The sequence below is a fragment of the Micromonospora carbonacea genome (assembly GCF_014205165.1).
Lineage (GTDB): Bacteria > Actinomycetota > Actinomycetes > Mycobacteriales > Micromonosporaceae > Micromonospora > Micromonospora carbonacea.
The window spans coordinates 2,494,857-2,510,505 of sequence record NZ_JACHMZ010000001.1 but is presented as its reverse complement, the minus strand read 5'-3'; the positions used below and the strand labels follow the sequence as shown (position 1 = coordinate 2,510,505).

Genomic DNA, 15,649 nt, shown 5'->3' with positions numbered 1-15,649 from the left:
CGTAAGACTCTGTCACCGCCAGGTAAGGAATTCCGGGCGGATCGCGTCCTAGCGTCCGCGGCATGACCGATGTGGTTCTTCCCTGCCGCAACGAGGCGCCGGCCCTGCCCGGCCTGCTCGCCCGGATGCCGGCCGGCTACCGGCCGATCGTGGTGGACAACGGCTCGACCGACGGCTCGGCGCAGGTGGCCCGCGCCTGCGGCGCCGAGGTGATCAGCGTGGCCGAGCCCGGGTACGGCGCCGCCGTGCACGCCGGGGTCCTGGCGGCCGACCCCGGCGACGGCGTGGTGTGCGTGCTGGACGCCGACGGGTCCTTCGACCCGGCGCAACTGCCCCGGCTCGCCGACCCCGTCCGGGCCGGCGAGGCGCACCTGGGCACCGGACGTCGCCGCCCCACCGCGCGGGGCGTGTGGCCCCTGCACGCCCGGGTCGCCAACGCGGTCCTGGCCCACCGGCTGCGCCGCACGACCGGCCTCGACCTCCACGACATCGGGCCGATCCGGGCCGTGCGCCGCGCCGACCTGCTGGCGCTGGGGCTGCGCGACCGCCGGTTCGGCTACCCGCTGGAGCTGCTGATCGAGGCGGGCCGGGCCGGCTGGCGGGTGGTCGAGGTCGACGTCGACTACCACCCCCGGGCGGCCGGCACCCGCTCGAAGGTGACCGGCACCGTGCTCGGCACCGCCCGTGCCGTGCGGGACATGAGCGCGGTGCTGGCCCGGTGAGCGCCCCCCAGATGCTGGTGCTGGCCAAGACGCCGGAACCCGGGCGGGTCAAGACGCGGCTCTGCCCGCCCTGCACCCCCGAGCAGGCCGCCCGGATCGCCGCGGCCGCCCTGGCCGACACCCTCGACACCGTCGCCACGGCCACGGCCGGCACCCGGATCCTGGTCGTCGACGGCGTCCACCCGGCCCCGGCGGGCTGGGAGCGGCTCGCCCAACGCGGCGGCCCGCTCGCCGACCGCCTCGCCAACGCGTTCGCCGACACCCGCACGGTCGACCCGGCCGCCGACCGTCGCGGGGCGGCTGCGGCGACCCTGCTGATCGGCATGGACACCCCGCAGCTCACCGCCGCACACCTCGACGCCGCCCTGGGGCTGCTCGGCACGGCGGACGGGCCGGACGCGGTGCTCGGCCCCGCCGACGACGGCGGCTGGTGGGCGCTGGGCCTGCGCGAGCCCGGCCACGCCGAGGCCCTGCGCGCGATCCCCACCTCCACGGCGCGCACCGGGCGGCTCACCCTGGCCGCGCTGCGCCGCCGCGGCCTGCGGGTCCACCTGCTGCCCCGGCTGCGCGACGTGGACACCGCGGCCGACGCGCACGCCGTCGCCGCCCTGTGCCCGGTGGGCAGCCGGTTCGCCGTCGCCGTCGCCGTCGACGTGCCGTCAGCGGCGGCGGTCGGCCGGTGAACGCCGTCGCAGTCTTCGACGCCGTGTTCGACCGGGCCGCGTCGGGCGTCCCCGCCGCCTTCACGGCCCGGCACGCGAGCGGCGGCGAGCTGCGGTTCGACCCGACCGTCTGGTGCCGGGACGCGACCGCCGGGGACGCGACGCTGCTCGCCCGCTGCACCGGGCCCACCCTCGACGTCGGCTGCGGACCCGGTCGGCTCACCGGCGCGCTGATCGCCGCCGGCCGTCCGGCCCTCGGCATCGACATCAGCGCCGCCGCGGTCCGCCTGGCCCGCAGCCGCGGCGCGGTCGCGCTGCAACGCGACGTCTTCGACCCGGTGCCGGGGACCGGCCGCTGGCAGCACCTGCTGCTGGCCGACGGCAACGTCGGCATCGGCGGGGACCCGCACCGGCTGCTGCGCCGCTGCCGCCGGCTGCTGGCTGCCGACGGCCGGCTGCACGCCGAGGTCGCGCCGCCCGGCACGCCCGCCTGGTCCGGCACCGCCGTGGTGCAGGCCCCGGGCGGCGTCGGCACCCCGCTGAGCTGGGCCTGCGTGCCCCTCGACGACCTGCCCGCGCTGGCCGGGGCCACGGCGCTGCGCATCCAGGACACCTGGACGGCGGCGGGCCGCTGGTTCGCCACCCTGGTCCCCGCGTGAGCGGCCCTCCGGCGGTCCTGCGGCGGCTCGCCCGCTGGTGGTCGACGCCGCTGCCGGCACCGCCCGCGGCGCTGCGGCGGGGACCCATGCGCGCCGGCGGCGCGTTCCCGTCCCGGCTGCGGTCGACGCGACTGACCAGCCAGCTCGGCGTCGCCCTCGGCGTGGCGTTCGCCGTCTGCTTCCTCACCGGGCTGCTCAGCCACCTGATCCAGCACCCGCCGGGCTGGTTCCGGTGGCCGGCCCGCCCGGTGGGGCTCTACCGGTTCACCCAGGGCCTGCACGTGGCGACCGGGCTCGCCACGGTGCCGCTGCTCGGCGGCAAGCTGTGGTCCGCCTACCCGCGCCTGTTCGCCTGGCCGCCGGTCCGCTCGGTCGCCCACGCGCTCGACCGCGCCAGCGTCGGCGTCCTGGTCGCCGCCGCGCTGTTCCAGGTGGTCGGCGGCGTCCTGAACGTCTCCCGCTGGTACGCGCCGATGCCGTTCTTCTTCACCGCCGGGCACTACTGGGTGGCGTGGCTGGCGGTCGGCGCGCTGCTGGTGCACGTCGGCGTACGACTGCCGACCGTGCGGGCCGCGCTCGCCCGGCCCGCCGCGGAGCCGCCGTCGGGCCGGCTGACCCGGCGCGGTCTGCTCGGCGGCGTCGCCGCCGCGGCCGGGCTGGTCACCCTGGCCACGGTCGGGCAGACCGTCCGGCCGCTGGCCGGCCTGGCGGTGCTCGCCCCCCGCCGGCCCGACGTGGGGCCACAGGGGCTCCCGGTCAACCGGACCGCCGACGACGCCGGGGTACGCGCCCGCGCGCTCGACCCGTCCTACCGGCTGGCGATCGTCGGCCCCGACGGTCGGGCCGACCTGGACCTCGCCGCTCTGCACGCCCTCGCGCAGCACACCGCCGACCTGCCGATCGCCTGCGTGGAGGGGTGGAGCGCCGGCGGGCGGTGGACCGGGGTGCGGCTGCGCGACCTGGTGGCCCTCGTGGGCGGCGACCCGGACCGGGCGAGCGTCCTCGTCGAGTCGCTGGAGATCGCCGGCCGGTACCGCACGTCGACCGTCGCGCCGGCCCACGTCCGCGACCCGCTGACGCTGATCGCCCTGCGGCTGGACGGCGAGCCCCTGCACCCCGACCACGGCTACCCGGCGCGGTTGATCGCCCCGAACCGGCCCGGCGTGCTCCAGACCAAGTGGGTCGGGAGCATCACCGTGCGGGGCGGGCGGTGAGGGTCCGGGCGGCGCTCGTCGCCGCCGGCGTCCTGCTGATGGGGTACGCCGTCGTGGGCGGCAGCGCCGACCCCGACCTGAAGTCGGCCGGCGTGCTGCTCTTCCTGGCCGGGGTGCTGGCCGGGCACGACCTCGTCTGGATGGCCGCGCTGCTGGCCGTCGGCGCGGCGGTCGCCCGGTTCGTGCCGCGCCGGCACCGGCCCGTGACGCGCGCCGCCGCCATCAGCGCCGCCGCGCTCACCGTCGTGGCGACGCCGCTGGTCCTCGGCTTCGGCCGACGCCCGGACAACCCGTCGGTGCTGCCCCTGCCCTACGGCCGCAACCTCGCCGTCGTCCTGCTCGTCGTCGCCGGCGCGACGCTGGCGGCGTGCCTGGCGGCGGACCTGCGTCGCCGGTCGACGGCGGGCCGCGGGCGGGGCCGGTCGACGGCGGGCCGTAAGCGATCCGAAAGACCCGGCGGTGGCGGCCCGCCGGCGGCCGGTGGGTAGCGTGGCCGGGATGGGACATCGGGTGCTGGTGGTCGACGACGACCCCACGGTCAGCGACGTCGTGCGGCGCTACCTGGAACAGGACGGCTGCGAGGTCCGGCTGGCCGCCGACGGCGCCGACGGCCTCGCGGCGATCGCCACCCACCGGCCCGATCTCGTGGTGCTCGATCTCATGATGCCCGGCATCGACGGCCTGGAGGTGTGCCGCCGGATCCGCAGGCAGCTGCCGGACCTGCCGGTGATCATGCTCACCGCCCTCGGCGAGGAGGCCGACCGCGTCCTGGGGCTGGAGGTCGGCGCCGACGACTACGTGACCAAGCCGTTCTCGCCCCGCGAACTCGTCCTGCGGATCCGTTCGGTGCTGCGTCGCACCGGCGGGCACACCGTCGGCCCGGCCGACCCCACCCGGCTCGTCGACGCGGAGCTGACCGTCGACACCGCCCGCCGCGTCGCCGAGCGCGACGGCGCGCCGCTGGCGCTGACCGTCCGGGAGTTCGAGCTGCTGGCCTTCCTCCTGCGCCATCCCGGGCGCGCGTGGTCCCGCGCCGATCTGCTGGACCGGGTGTGGGGCTGGCAGTTCGGCGACCAGTCGACGGTGACCGTCCACGTCCGCCGGCTGCGCGAGAAGGTCGAGAACGACCCGGCCGAACCGCGCCGCATCCGCACCGTCTGGGGCGTCGGCTACCGCTACGACCCGCTCGACGGGGGACCCCCGCGGTGACCGACACGCTGCTCATCGGGCTCTACGCCCTGGTCGCCGGAGGCGTCGTCGGGCTGGCCGGCGCCGGGGCGCTGCGACTGCTGCGCGGCCGGTCGATCCTCGTGCACGTGCTGGTGCTGCTCATCGTCACCGTGCTGGCCGTGGTCGTCGGCGTCGCCACGGTCGCCCAGGCGATGTTCCTGTCCCCGCACGACCTGTGGGTCGTCCTCGTCACCGTGAGCGCCTCCGCGGTGATCAGCCTCGCCGTCGGCGCGGTCTTCGGCAGCCGGCTGGCCGCCTCCGCCGTCTGGGCGCAGGCGGCCCGGGACCGGGAACGGCGGCTGGAGGCCGGACGGCGCGAACTCGTCGCCTGGGTGTCACACGACCTGCGTACCCCGCTCGCCGGGCTGCGGGCGATGGCCGAGGCCCTGGAGGACCGCATCATCGACGACCCGGCCACCGTCGACGAATACCACCGGCGCATCCGGGTCGAAACCGACCGGATGACCCAACTCGTCGACGACCTGTTCGAGCTGTCCCGGATCAACGCGGGCGCGCTGCGGCTCGCGCCCACCACCGTGCCGCTGCGCGACGTCGTGTCCGACGCGATCGCCGGCGTCGCCCCGCTCGCCGCCCGCCGCCGGATCCACCTGGTCGCCGCGGACAGCGGCTGGCCCCTCGTCCGCGCCGGCGAACGCGAACTCGCCCGCGTCGTCAGCAACCTGCTGATCAACTCCGTCCGGTACACCCCCGAGGACGGCACCGTGCACATCGCCGCCGGCCACGAGCGCGACGACGTGTGGCTCGCCGTCTCCGACACCTGCGGCGGCATCCCGGAGGAGGACCTGGACCGGGTCTTCGACGTCGCCTTCCGCGGCGAACGCGCCCGCACCCCGGGGGCGGCCGGATCCGGTGGCGGCGGCGGTCTCGGCCTGGCGATCGTGCGCGGCCTCGTCGAGGCACACGGGGGCCGGGTCGACGTGCGCAACACCGGCCGCGGCTGTCAGTTCGAGGTGCGGCTGCCCGCGGCCTGACCCGCCCGCCCCGGTGCCGCGCGGGCGCGCCCTACGCCCGGCCCCGGGGCCGGACCCGGTCGAGCAGGAGACGGCCCAGCAGGCGCACCCGGTGCCAGGCGCCGAACTGCACGGCGGCGCAGCCGACGACCGCCTCGCGCAGGGTGAACACCTGCCCGGCGCGCGGGAGCAGCAGCACCCGCCACGCCGCCGCCGTCGAGCCGAGGAGCTCGGCGCGGCGCTGCTGGTCACGGTAGCGCCGGGTCAACTCGGCGACGGGCGTGGCGGCCCGGTGGTTGTCCCGCAGCCGCCGGTGCTGGTAGGAGAGCGCGGCGTGCACGTTGCCGGCCTCCAGGAACCACTCCTGCGTCTCGGCCGCCTCGGCCTCCGGCCGGGGAACGGCTGCCATGGCGTGCCGCAGGCTGCCGTGGACGTCGGTCAGTCGCCGGAAGCCATGCAGCCCGTCCTGCCGGCTGGGCCTGGGCAGCCAGCGGCCGACCCCGCGGCCCAGGAGACGGGCCAGCCAGCGCAGGTCGGGCACCAGTCCCATGTGCTCGATCACCCGGGCCTCGGTCTCGGCGATCAGCCGCAGCTCCGCGTCGTCCGACACTCGCCGCCGGTGCCATGTCAACCACGCGTACGCGGGCAGCAGCCGGCCCTGGACCCACAGCGTCGCCCCGATCCGTTCGGTGCGCCGCGGCGACGGTGGCTGCCGCCGCCACCAGCGGCGCAGGTCGGCGTACCGGCCCTCCTCCCACATCAGGTCGGAGCGGGACAGGACCAGCTCCTCGGCGGGGACGTCCGGCTCGGCGGGGAGCAGCCGGCGGACCTCGGGGACGAGGCCGACCGCCCGGTAGAACAGGAAGGTGCCGGCCAGCCGGCGTCGGTCGTCGACGACGGCGCTGACCGGGCACGGTGGCCGCAGCACCGGCGGCGGCACCGGGTCGAACCCCCAACGGGACGCGAGCCCGTCGAGGAGTTCGGTAGTCGGGCCACAGAGGAAGTCGACGGTGGCCCCGGCCCTGCGCAGGTGTCCCGCCAGGGCGGGCAGGGTGCCGGCCGGGTCGCCGGCCTCGACCCCGAACACGGCGGCGGGCGGCTGCGGATCCGGCCGGTGCCAGGCGCAGGACGAGTGGTTGACCCAGTGGACGGTTCGCCCGTGCAGCGCGCCCGGCGGCAGGTCGGCCACCGCCACGTCCACGTCGAAGAAGTCGCTGCCGCTGTAGCCGACGACAACGATCCGGCGGGCGGGGCCCCGCAGGCGTTCGACGAACGCGGCCCGGGCGGCGTCGTCGAAGCCGCGTTCGATGTGCGCGAGGGTGGCGCCCAGGCGGGCCGGGTCGGTGCCGTCGGCGAGGGCGTGGTGGAAGTGGTGGAGCTGCTGCGGGCACGGCGGCCGCCCGCGCCGCGCCGCGAAAGCGCGCTCCACGCAGAGGTCGAAGTTGGCGGTGAGCTGCCGCCCGCCCGCGTCCAGGTGGGCGGCGAGGAACTCGTGCACCGGGTTGGGCCGGGCGTCCCGCAGGTCGGCGAGGATCTCCCCGACCACGTCAGGGCTCTGCCGGGCGCCCGCGCCGAGTGCGGTCTCCAGCCGGGGCACACGGGTCCGTGCCGGCTCCGCCGGGCAGATGGCGCCACGCCGCCAGCCCAGCAGTTCGTGGTACGCGAGGACGGTCTCCAGGGTGAACGGCCGGAACAGCGCCGAGAAGGTCCGCTCGGTGAGCTGCCAGCCGGTCGGCAGGCAGCTCGGCGCGCCCCGGGAGATGCCGGCCCCGGTCCAGAACAGGACGCCGGCCGGGCCGGCCCCCGCGATCGTCTCGACTGCGTCGGCGAGCACGGTCACTCCCGCACGAGACCGCTGATGTCGCCGTGCTCGGTCAGCGCCAGGCGGACGATCTGCTCCTCCAGGTCGGTGAAGGCGAGCAGGTAGACGGTGCGTACCCGGGAGGCGGGGTGCGCCCGGAAGTAGTCCAGCGCGGCCTCGATCATGACCTTCGCGGTCCGCTCCGGGTCACCGCCGCCGTTGCCGGTGCCGAGCAGCGGCAGGAGGACGCTGCGCAGCTGCTCGCCGGCGGCGTTGAGCCGGTCCAACTCGGCCAGCACGTTGCGCATGCAGCCGCCGACGTCGGCGACCTGCCGGTAGCCGGTGCCCGGTGAGCCGTCCACCGAGGCGACGTGCAGGATCCGCTTGACGCCGTTGGCGTCGGCGAGCGCGCCGGACGTGGTGGTGAAGACCGTGGCGGGGGCGACCGGCGTGCGCCGGGCCACCTCGCGCAGCTCGGTGTAGATGAGGTCGTCGACCAGGGTGCCGGCCGCGTCCCGCCGGCCACCCCGGTAGCGGATCGTGCCGGAGATGGTCGGCTCCGTCGGGCGGGCCATCTCCATCTGGGTGTTCTCGGCGTTCACCCAGACGTCGACGCCGGTGACGTTGGCGATGTTGCCGGTGACGATGCCGAGCCGGTGCCGGCGGTCCTGCCGGACGAGGGCGAGGGTCCGGACGGTGCGTTGCAGGCGCTGCGGCTTCCGCGCGGCCTCCACGATGGTGAGCCGCAGCTTGAGCTGCTCGACCTCATCCCGGGCGCGGCGGGCGTCAGCTTCGAGTTCGTCGCGCTTGCCGGCGCGTGCCAGCCACTGGAAGGAGAGGGTGGTGAAGGCGAGGACGAACGCCGCCGCGCCGCCGATGCTGAACCCGAGGGCCCGGCCGTCGGCGTACGAGTCGGGGAAGATCGAGAACATCAGCAGTGACACCGCGACCGCGTAGAGCAGCACGGACGGGAGCTGCATCGCGGCCTGTCGGCCGGCGCGCCGCGGGTCGGAGAACAGGATCTGCAGCAGGATGCCGATCGACACCAGCACGCCGGTGACGGCGAGCAGCAGGGGCGTCACCGGCGGGACCGCAACAGGCGCAGCCAGAGGAGCCCGGCCAGGGTCTTCGCGTCGCGGATCGTGCCGCTGTCGATCAGGTCCGGCAGGTCGCCGAGCGGCACGGCACGGCGGGCGATGTTCTCCGCCTCGTCGGCGCGACCGCCGCCCTCGCCGACGCGCAGGCTGTCGTCGATCTCCCCGTAGAAGAGGACGACCCGCTCCGACGATCCGCCGGGCGAGGGGTAGAGCGTGGAGATCCGGTCGAGGGCGCGGACGTCGTACCCGATCTCCTCCCGGATCTCGCGGCGGATCGCGGATTCCGGTTCTTCGTCGGCGCGGACCATTCCGGCGACGAGCTCGACCAGCCACCCCGACCCGTCGCCCAGGGTCGGATAGCGGAACTGCTCGACGAGGACGACCTCGTCGCGCGAGGTGTCCACAATGACCGCCGCGGCGGAGTCGCCCCGGTCGGCGTTGACGAGGGTGACCTCCTCGCTCCAGTCGCCCGACAACGAGCGGTCCGCACCGAAGCGGCGATAACGGAGTCTGGCCTGTCGAATGGTGAAGATGGCGGTGGTGAGAAGCACATCCTCGGAGAGGATCTCGACGTTCCGCTGGTTTTCTGACACGGTGCCCGCTCCTTGATCAGGAAATCAACGCGTTCGTTGAGTGAGCGCGGCGGTTAACCTGAGCATAACTCCGGCGGCGGTGGTCGTTGATGTTGAGCGGTCTGTCGGATAGTGGCCTGAACAGGAGAGCGGAGATGCTGGACGAGCGGCCTGCGGCATACTTCAGCCACAGCTACGACGTGCTGGATCGGCGGGTCACGGACTTTTTTCTGGAGGCGCTCTCCGAGCGGTTCGCGCTCGCCGTCGACCCGCGCTCGGCGACTTTGTCCACTATGCACCTTGAGTTGATGATGCGGCGTACCGCGTGTTTCGTCGCCGTCGTCACCCGTCGGGAAAACCAACCGCAATACCGCTGCTCACCGTTCGCGGTGCACGAGTACGGGATGGCGGTGCTGGCGAATCGGCCGAGGCTCGTGATCCCGGAGATCAACATTCCGGCCCGCCATTTCATCGGCGCGGACCTGGCCCGTCCGTTCAACCGCAACCGGCTCGCCGCCTACCGGATGCCGCTGGAGGCGCTCGACGAGCTGGTGGCCCGCGCCCGGGAGCACGCCGACGAGGTGGACCGGCCGCTGGGCGCCGCCGCGCTGATGCTCCCGCCGACCCGCGAGTACGCGGCCGCCGCGCCGGAGCTGCGCCGGCTCATCGCGCAGGCCGGCTGGCAGGTGGAGAACATCTCCGAGGCGCTGCTGCGGGACGAGGTCGACGCCGCGGGCGCAGCGACGCTGCTGGACCGCTACGACTTCGTCCTCCTCGACGTCCTGGACCCGCGGACGCCGTCGTGGGTGCTGCCGTTCCTCCAGGCCCGTGGGGTGCCGACGGTCCGGCTGGTGTGCCACCGCGCCGAGGACCGCGCGGCCCGGCAACTGCCCCGGCTCGCGGTCAGCCACGCCCTCCAGGCGTCCAGCGCGGTCAACCGGCACGCCATCTGGTGGTCCGACGTGGACGGGCTGCTGCCGGAGCTGGGCCGGGAGATCGGCCGGCTACAGATGCCCCGGCTCCAGTTCGCCGGCCTGGAGGAGGCCCGCCGGTACGTCTGGAGCCTCGGCCGCGACCAGGGCCCCGTCTTCCTCAGTAGCGCCCAGGGCGACAACGACCTCGCGCAGCTCGTCGCGCAGGAGCTCGACCTGCGCAACGTCGAGCACTTCCACTACCTGTTCAACAGCGACCTGCCCCGCGGCAAGGCGTGGGAGCACCGCCTGCTCGCCAAGGTCGGCGAGTGCCGGATCTTCGTGCCGCTGGTGAGCCGGCACTACCTCGACAGCACGTGGTGCCGCAAGGAGATGGACATCGCGCTGGAGCTGAGCGGCCAGCGGCGCATGCGGGTCCTGCCCTACTTCCTCGACCACGACGCCGGCGCCTCGGTCCCGATCCAGGGCACCTCGATCATGCACCTGGACGACGTGGCGCGGGTGCGGCGCATCGTCGACGACGTGGACCGGGCGCTCACCGACCTGACCGACCGGCGACACCGCCCCCGCATCGAGGTCTCCGTGTCCGGCGGGCGGATGGCGCCCGACGTGGACGTGGTCGTCCTCGCGACCGGCCCGACGGAGTACGTGGCGGCGGCCCGCGCGCTGCGCGACCCGTCCCCGGTGGTCGGCACGGCCGAGCACCCCAACCGCTTCGGCTGGCTCGGCGGCACCGTGGCCCGCCCGCAGGGCAGCGGCTACCAGCTGGTGCTCTGCCAGGCCGGCGCGGACGGCGGCCGGGAGGCGTTACGCGCGGCCGTCGAGGCGTTCGGGCCGGAGCACGTCGTGCTGCTCGGCACCGCGTCGGCCCTGGTGCCGGCCGACGTGGTGGTCGCCGACCGGATCTGCGGCTTCCACCGGTTCAGTGTGGACAGCTCGTTCGTGCCCAGCCTGGACCGGGACTACCCGACCGACCCCGGGGTCGCGGCCTCGGCCGACGGGCTGCCGTCGGTGGCGCGGGGCACGCTGGCCGTCGGCGACGAGGTGGTGCACGCGCCGCAGGAGTCGGCGTTCGCCCCGGTGCTGGAGGCGTGGCCGGACGCGGTGGCGGTGGGCGTGCTCTCGGTCGACACGGTCGAGCAGCTGGAGGAGTTCCGGACGTACGGGCGGATCAGCCACTTCAGCGCGGTCGCCGGGGTCGCGCCGCCCGGCGCGGACGATGCGGGCCGGGAGGCGGCGGCGGAGCGCGCCTTCACCGTCGTCAGCCGGCTAGTCTCGGCGCACTGGCCGCGACCGCCGCGCACCGACGCGGCAGACGAGGGGGCATCCGGTGTGGCAACCGCAGCCGATTGACACCAGCGGGATCGAGGTGCCGAAGTCGGTGCGCGACGAACGGGAGACGCTCTCCCGGCAGGCACACGACATCTGGGCCGCGAAGCGGCTCGCGGACGGATGGACATACGGTGAGGCCCGCGACGACGAGAAGAAGACCCACCCGAACCTGGTGGCCTACGAGGAGTTGGACGACGACGACAAGTCCTACGACCGGGAGCTCATCGACGGGACCATCCGGTTGTTGATCAAGCTGGGCTTCCGGATCGAGCGCGACTCCACCTGAGCGGCGACTTCCGGTCCGGACGTGCCGGGTGGTCGCCGCGGGCGGCGCCACCCACCCGAACGGCGGATCATCAGATCGGCGGTCCTGGATCTACGGTAGGCGAACAGTCAGTCGCCGCTCCGGAAGGGATCCCCCCATGACCCAGCCGCTCCGCCGCCGGCTCACCCGCCTCGCGGTCGTCGCCACCGCCGCGGCAGCCGTCAGCTTCACGGCACAGCCGACTCCGGCCCTCGCCGTGCCATTCGACTGGAACGGCTACTTCACGACGTACGAGGAGTGCGAGGCCTACCGCATCCAGGCCAGCTACTGGGGCGAGGTGAGCAACAGCTGCGAATACCGCACGCTGCCCGACAGCCAGTACAACGGCTGGTACTTCCGGGCCTGGCTGCCGGGCTAGGGACACCGGGTCGACCGGATCAGGTGGCGGCAGCGCGGGCCGGGCACGCGGACCGTCCTGCCGCCACCGGGGCCGTCGACCGCAGCCGGCGTCAGCAGCCCCGACAGGCGTCCGCCCACATTCTTGACCGCTCAACTTTTCGGCGATAACTTTGACGTCCATCGATTGACTTCTCTCGAAGCGGGTGGACCATGCTCTGGAGATCCATCGCCGTCGCCGCGTCCGTCGCAGGCGTGCTGGCCACCGCCCCCGCCGCCGCGGCGGCGCCCTCGCCGGTGTCGGCCCAGAGCTGGGGGGCCGGGAACTGCCCGCAGGGCATGCTCTGCATCTGGCCGAACTGGAACCACCCGCCGGAGGGCCCCACGTCCACCCCGTCCCTGACGACGAACAGCGAGTGGACCGGAAACGTCCCGGCGTTCAACTTCTACAACTACACGGCCAAGAAGGCCGAGATCACCTGGTCCTACACGTATCTCGGCACGCCGCTCACCGGCACGATCTGCGTCGTGCCGGGCAGCGACGGGGACCTGTACGTGCCCATGTACGTCATCAAGGTGACCTGGCAGCCGCGTAGCTGCTGATCCGGCACCCGCCCCGACGGGCGCCCCAGGGCGTCGGCGCGGGGGGATCCGTCCGTCGGGCGCCGGGCGTCGCCGCCACGGCGCAGCGCCCCGGGCCGGCCGACCACTCGAAGGAGGCTTCGATGACCAGGCTGAATCGGCTGCCGAGGGTGGGCCCGCGACGGCATGCACGGCGGGTCGGGCTGGCCATCGGCGCGGCGGTGACGATGCTGGCGGGCACTGCGGTGTTCGGCCCGCCGTCGGCCTCGGCGGCGACCGTGGACACGTCCGCATCGTACGTCTTCGTCAACCGGCACAGCGGCAAGGCGATGGACCTGTACGACTGGTCGACGGCGGAGAACGCGCCGGTGAACCAGTGGACCCGCAACGACCTCGCGGTGCAGCAGTGGCAGTTCGTCGACGCCGGCGACGGCTTCTACAAGGTGCGGTCGCGGCACAGCGGGAAGGTGCTGGAGCTGCCGAGCGCCGCCGACGGCACCCAGTTGGTGCAGACCACCGACCGGGGCTCCGCCACGCAGCAGTTCCGGTTGCAGGACTCCGCCGGCGGGTTCGTACGGTTCGTCAACCGGCAGTCGAGCAAGGTGATCGACCTGTGGGAGTGGTCGACGGCCGACGGGGCCCGGCTCACCGCATACTCCAACGTCGACGGCGCCAACCAGCAGTGGCAGCTGGTGCGCCTGGGCGGCGGGACGCCGACCACCACGGCGCCGGCCTACCCGCAGCCGGGCAGGGTCGCCGGGGACGTCGGCGTCCACGATCCGACCGTGGTCAAGCGGCCCGACGGCACCTACCTCGTCGCGCACACCGGGGACAACATCGCGCTGAAGACGTCGACGGACCGGATCACCTTCCGCAACGCCGGCGCGGTCTTCCCCGGCGGCGCGCCCTGGACCACCACCTACACCGGCGGCTCCCGCAACCTCTGGGCGCCGGACCTGTCGTACCGCAACGGCCGCTACCACCTCTACTACTCGGCGTCGACCTTCGGCTCCAACCGCTCGGCCATCTTCCTGGCCACCAGCGCCACCGGCGCGTCCGGAAGCTGGACCAACGAGGGTCTCGTCATCGAGTCGCGCACGTCGGACGACTTCAACGCGATCGACCCGAACCTCGTCGTCGACGACCAGGGCCGCTGGTGGTTGAGCTTCGGTTCGTTCTGGTCCGGGATCAAGCTGATCCAGATCGATCCGGCCACCGGACGCCGGCTCGGCACGTCGATGCACAGCCTCGCCAGCTACGGTCCCGGCATCGAGGCGCCCGTGATGGTCAAGCGTGGCGCCTGGTACTACCTGTACGTCTCGTTCGACCGCTGCTGCCAGGGCGCCAGCAGCACCTACCGCGTCATGGTGGGCCGGTCGGCGAGCCCGACGGGGCCGTTCGTCGACCGGGCCGGACGCGCCATGCTCTCGGGCGGGGGCACCGAGATCCTCGCCTCGCACGGCAGCATCCACGGCCCCGGCCACCAGGCGGTCCTCGGCGACAGCGACGGCGACTGCCTGTTCTACCACTACTACGCCGACAACGGCACGTCGCTGCTCGGCATCAACCGCATCGGCTACGACGCGGCCGCCTGGCCCTACGTGTACTGACGCGGCGGCCGGGCCACCCGGCGCCCGGTGCGGGCATGGGCGGGCGTGGGCGGCCATGCTCGCCCCGCCCTGACCTGATCGGCGGGTCGCACCACGGACGGGCCGAGCGCGAGGGTGCCGGCGGGTCCTACGGTGGGCACGGACCGCCGATCGAGGGGAAGACCATTGTCGCCGTCGCACCGCCCAGCCCGTTGGAGTGTCGCCGCCCTCGCCTTGAGCCTGGTCGCAGGGCTCCCCGGCTGCACCGCGCCCCGGGCCGAGCGGACGGATCGACCGTCCGTGCGGGTCGAGGAGACTCAGGAGAGCCTGCGGCAGAGGGTCACGTCGCCCGCCGCCGAGGGCCCGCCGCCAGCCTGGTCGGTGCCGCTGCGGCGGCTCGACCAGGAGCTGGGCGAGATCGGTCCGGTGGTCCTGGTCCCCGACACGAGGGAACTGCGGGCCGTGGACCGCGCCACCGGCCAGGAGCGGTGGCGTCATCCGTTCACCACGGGCTACCAGTATGTGATCGCCGGCGAGTCGATCGTGGCCGCCGACAGCGACGACGGCGGCATGGAGGTGCTCGACGCGGCCACCGGCGTCACCTGGTGGCGGACGGCGGGGAGCCAGGACGTCGTCGTCCACGAGCAGACCGTCTACGCCAGGGAGTGCGCCGGCACCGGCGATTCCGCGACGTGCACGATCGTCGGCCGGGACGTGCGGAGCGGTCGCCAACTCTGGGAACGGCCCGCCGACCGGTTCGCCAGGGTGAGCGACGTGACCCTCGGTGCCCGCGCGCCGTACGCGCCGGCCAGCGGCCGATACGTCGCGGTGCGGCTGAGCACGTCCCCCCGGTCGGCGGCCTACGCCCCGGTCGCTCCCACCACCGGTCGGGTCGGCGCCGGACGGCTGCCGAACCGGGCCTGGTACGGCTTCGTGGCCGGGGACCTGCTGGTGACCACCGACAACGACCCTGCGCGGGGCGAACAGCGTTGCACGGTCAGCATCGCCACCGTCGACGCGGCCACCGGCGACAAGGGCTGGTCCGGCGTGGTCTTCAGCGGACGCAAGGAGGACGGTGGGTGCGGCAAGCGGTTGGCCCACCAGCACAGCGGGCTGACCCTGATCGGGGCCGGCACCCGGCTCGTCGCGGTCACCGCCGACGGACGGCCGCAACTGGTCGACCTACGGACCGGTCGGACGGTCTGGAAGGGCGCCGCCGCCGGGGTGCCGATCGACGGTGACAGCCACTCGGTGCTGGTGCGGGGCAACGCCGATACGGGTGAGCTGGCCTTGCTGGACCTGTCCACCGGCGTGACCCGCTGGACAGCGCCCGATCCGCTGCTGTCGGGCGCGTCGGCGAGCTGGCGGTCGGCGGTGACCGAGGGACTGGTGGCGGTCAGCGCGGCGGAGGACGACCGGCCGGTCGTGCTCGTGTACGAGGCTCGCACCGGCCGTCAGCTCGGCCGTTATCCGGGCTGGCTCGCCGGAGCCGGAGCGGACTGGGTCGCGGTCAGCCACACCGGCCCCGACGGCCTCGCGGTGGACCTGCGCGCCTTCTGACCGATCAGCCCGGTGCCGCCCAGCAAACCCACACCAACGCCCGTCGATATTGCCAGAGCCGATCC

Annotated in this window: 16 protein-coding genes; 13 read left to right on the top strand and 3 right to left on the bottom strand. The window is 74.4% G+C overall.

Going from position 1 to position 15,649, the window contains the following annotated elements; all coding sequences use genetic code 11:
* Positions 1 to 62 precede the first annotated feature (62 nt).
* The 7 genes from HDA31_RS10880 to HDA31_RS10850 are packed head-to-tail and all read left to right on the top strand — an operon-like array spanning position 63 to position 5,479.
* On the top strand, positions 63 to 722 hold the full coding sequence (locus tag HDA31_RS10880; protein ID WP_074473108.1) for a glycosyltransferase family 2 protein: 660 nt from the start codon (positions 63 to 65) through the stop codon (positions 720 to 722).
* Positions 723 to 733: 11 nt separating this feature from the next.
* On the top strand, positions 734 to 1,405 hold the full coding sequence (locus tag HDA31_RS10875; protein ID WP_178067446.1) for a TIGR04282 family arsenosugar biosynthesis glycosyltransferase: 672 nt from the start codon (positions 734 to 736) through the stop codon (positions 1,403 to 1,405).
* Positions 1,402 to 2,043: a class I SAM-dependent methyltransferase gene (locus tag HDA31_RS10870; protein ID WP_246383861.1), complete on the top strand. Its 642-nt coding sequence runs from the start codon at positions 1,402 to 1,404 to the stop codon at positions 2,041 to 2,043. The genes HDA31_RS10875 and HDA31_RS10870 overlap by 4 nt, the downstream gene beginning before the upstream one ends.
* A complete protein-coding gene (locus HDA31_RS10865; protein WP_246383859.1) occupies positions 2,040 to 3,257 on the top strand; it encodes a molybdopterin-dependent oxidoreductase in 1,218 nt (405 codons plus the stop codon). Before HDA31_RS10870 ends, HDA31_RS10865 begins: the two co-directional genes overlap by 4 nt.
* Entirely contained in the window at positions 3,254 to 3,745 is a 492-nt protein-coding gene (locus HDA31_RS10860; RefSeq protein ID WP_178064963.1) for a hypothetical protein, read from the top strand. Before HDA31_RS10865 ends, HDA31_RS10860 begins: the two co-directional genes overlap by 4 nt.
* A 10-nt stretch (positions 3,746 to 3,755) precedes the next feature.
* Positions 3,756 to 4,466, top strand: coding sequence for a response regulator transcription factor (locus tag HDA31_RS10855; protein ID WP_178064962.1), 711 nt, complete (start codon positions 3,756 to 3,758; stop codon positions 4,464 to 4,466).
* Positions 4,463 to 5,479, top strand: a complete 1,017-nt coding sequence (locus tag HDA31_RS10850; protein WP_178064961.1) for a sensor histidine kinase — start codon at positions 4,463 to 4,465, stop codon at positions 5,477 to 5,479. Before HDA31_RS10855 ends, HDA31_RS10850 begins: the two co-directional genes overlap by 4 nt.
* Positions 5,480 to 5,510: 31 nt before the next feature.
* Here the strand turns inward: HDA31_RS10850 and HDA31_RS10845 are convergent, their stop codons facing one another.
* From HDA31_RS10845 to HDA31_RS10835, 3 genes are read right to left on the bottom strand one after another with little or no spacing between them, the layout of a single operon-like run.
* Positions 5,511 to 7,292, bottom strand: coding sequence for a hypothetical protein (locus tag HDA31_RS10845; protein WP_178064960.1), 1,782 nt, complete (start codon positions 7,290 to 7,292; stop codon positions 5,511 to 5,513).
* A gap of 2 nt (positions 7,293 to 7,294) precedes the next feature.
* Complete coding sequence (locus tag HDA31_RS10840) at positions 7,295 to 8,341, bottom strand: macro domain-containing protein (RefSeq protein ID WP_178064959.1); 1,047 nt, start codon at positions 8,339 to 8,341, stop codon at positions 7,295 to 7,297.
* Positions 8,338 to 8,949 carry an NUDIX domain-containing protein gene (locus HDA31_RS10835; RefSeq protein ID WP_178064958.1) on the bottom strand — a complete coding sequence of 204 codons (612 nt, stop codon included), beginning with the start codon at positions 8,947 to 8,949 and terminating at the stop codon, positions 8,338 to 8,340. The genes HDA31_RS10840 and HDA31_RS10835 overlap by 4 nt, the downstream gene beginning before the upstream one ends.
* Before the next feature lie 134 nt (positions 8,950 to 9,083).
* On the opposite strand from HDA31_RS10835, the gene HDA31_RS10830 reads away from it, so the two are divergent.
* The 6 genes from HDA31_RS10830 (at position 9,084) to HDA31_RS10805 (ending at position 15,584) form a co-directional block, all read left to right on the top strand.
* A complete protein-coding gene (locus tag HDA31_RS10830; RefSeq protein ID WP_178064957.1) occupies positions 9,084 to 11,213 on the top strand; it encodes a TIR domain-containing protein in 2,130 nt (709 codons plus the stop codon).
* Positions 11,214 to 11,241: 28 nt separating this feature from the next.
* The gene (locus HDA31_RS10825) at positions 11,242 to 11,478 is read left to right on the top strand and encodes a RyR domain-containing protein (protein ID WP_246383858.1); all 237 of its coding nucleotides are present in this window, start codon (positions 11,242 to 11,244) and stop codon (positions 11,476 to 11,478) included.
* Between the two features lie 136 nt (positions 11,479 to 11,614).
* The gene (locus HDA31_RS10820) at positions 11,615 to 11,875 is read left to right on the top strand and encodes a hypothetical protein (protein WP_178064955.1); all 261 of its coding nucleotides are present in this window, start codon (positions 11,615 to 11,617) and stop codon (positions 11,873 to 11,875) included.
* A 191-nt stretch (positions 11,876 to 12,066) separates the two neighbouring features.
* On the top strand, positions 12,067 to 12,456 hold the full coding sequence (locus HDA31_RS10815) for a hypothetical protein (RefSeq protein WP_178064954.1): 390 nt from the start codon (positions 12,067 to 12,069) through the stop codon (positions 12,454 to 12,456).
* 122 nt (positions 12,457 to 12,578) lie between these two features.
* Positions 12,579 to 14,045: a family 43 glycosylhydrolase gene (locus tag HDA31_RS10810; protein ID WP_178064953.1), complete on the top strand. Its 1,467-nt coding sequence runs from the start codon at positions 12,579 to 12,581 to the stop codon at positions 14,043 to 14,045.
* Between the two features lie 279 nt (positions 14,046 to 14,324).
* Entirely contained in the window at positions 14,325 to 15,584 is a 1,260-nt protein-coding gene (locus HDA31_RS10805) for an outer membrane protein assembly factor BamB family protein (protein WP_178064952.1), read from the top strand.
* The last annotated feature ends 65 nt before the right edge of the window (positions 15,585 to 15,649 follow it).

Coding starts and splice junctions, on each gene's coding strand:
- HDA31_RS10880 (WP_074473108.1), top strand. CDS start 63: ATGACCGATGTGGTTCTTCCCTGCCGCAACGAGGCGCCGGCCCTGCCC.
- HDA31_RS10855 (WP_178064962.1), top strand. CDS start 3,756: ATGGGACATCGGGTGCTGGTGGTCGACGACGACCCCACGGTCAGCGAC.
- HDA31_RS10875 (WP_178067446.1), top strand. CDS start 734: ATGCTGGTGCTGGCCAAGACGCCGGAACCCGGGCGGGTCAAGACGCGG.
- HDA31_RS10810 (WP_178064953.1), top strand. CDS start 12,579: ATGACCAGGCTGAATCGGCTGCCGAGGGTGGGCCCGCGACGGCATGCA.
- HDA31_RS10820 (WP_178064955.1), top strand. CDS start 11,615: ATGACCCAGCCGCTCCGCCGCCGGCTCACCCGCCTCGCGGTCGTCGCC.
- HDA31_RS10830 (WP_178064957.1), top strand. CDS start 9,084: ATGCTGGACGAGCGGCCTGCGGCATACTTCAGCCACAGCTACGACGTG.
- HDA31_RS10815 (WP_178064954.1), top strand. CDS start 12,067: ATGCTCTGGAGATCCATCGCCGTCGCCGCGTCCGTCGCAGGCGTGCTG.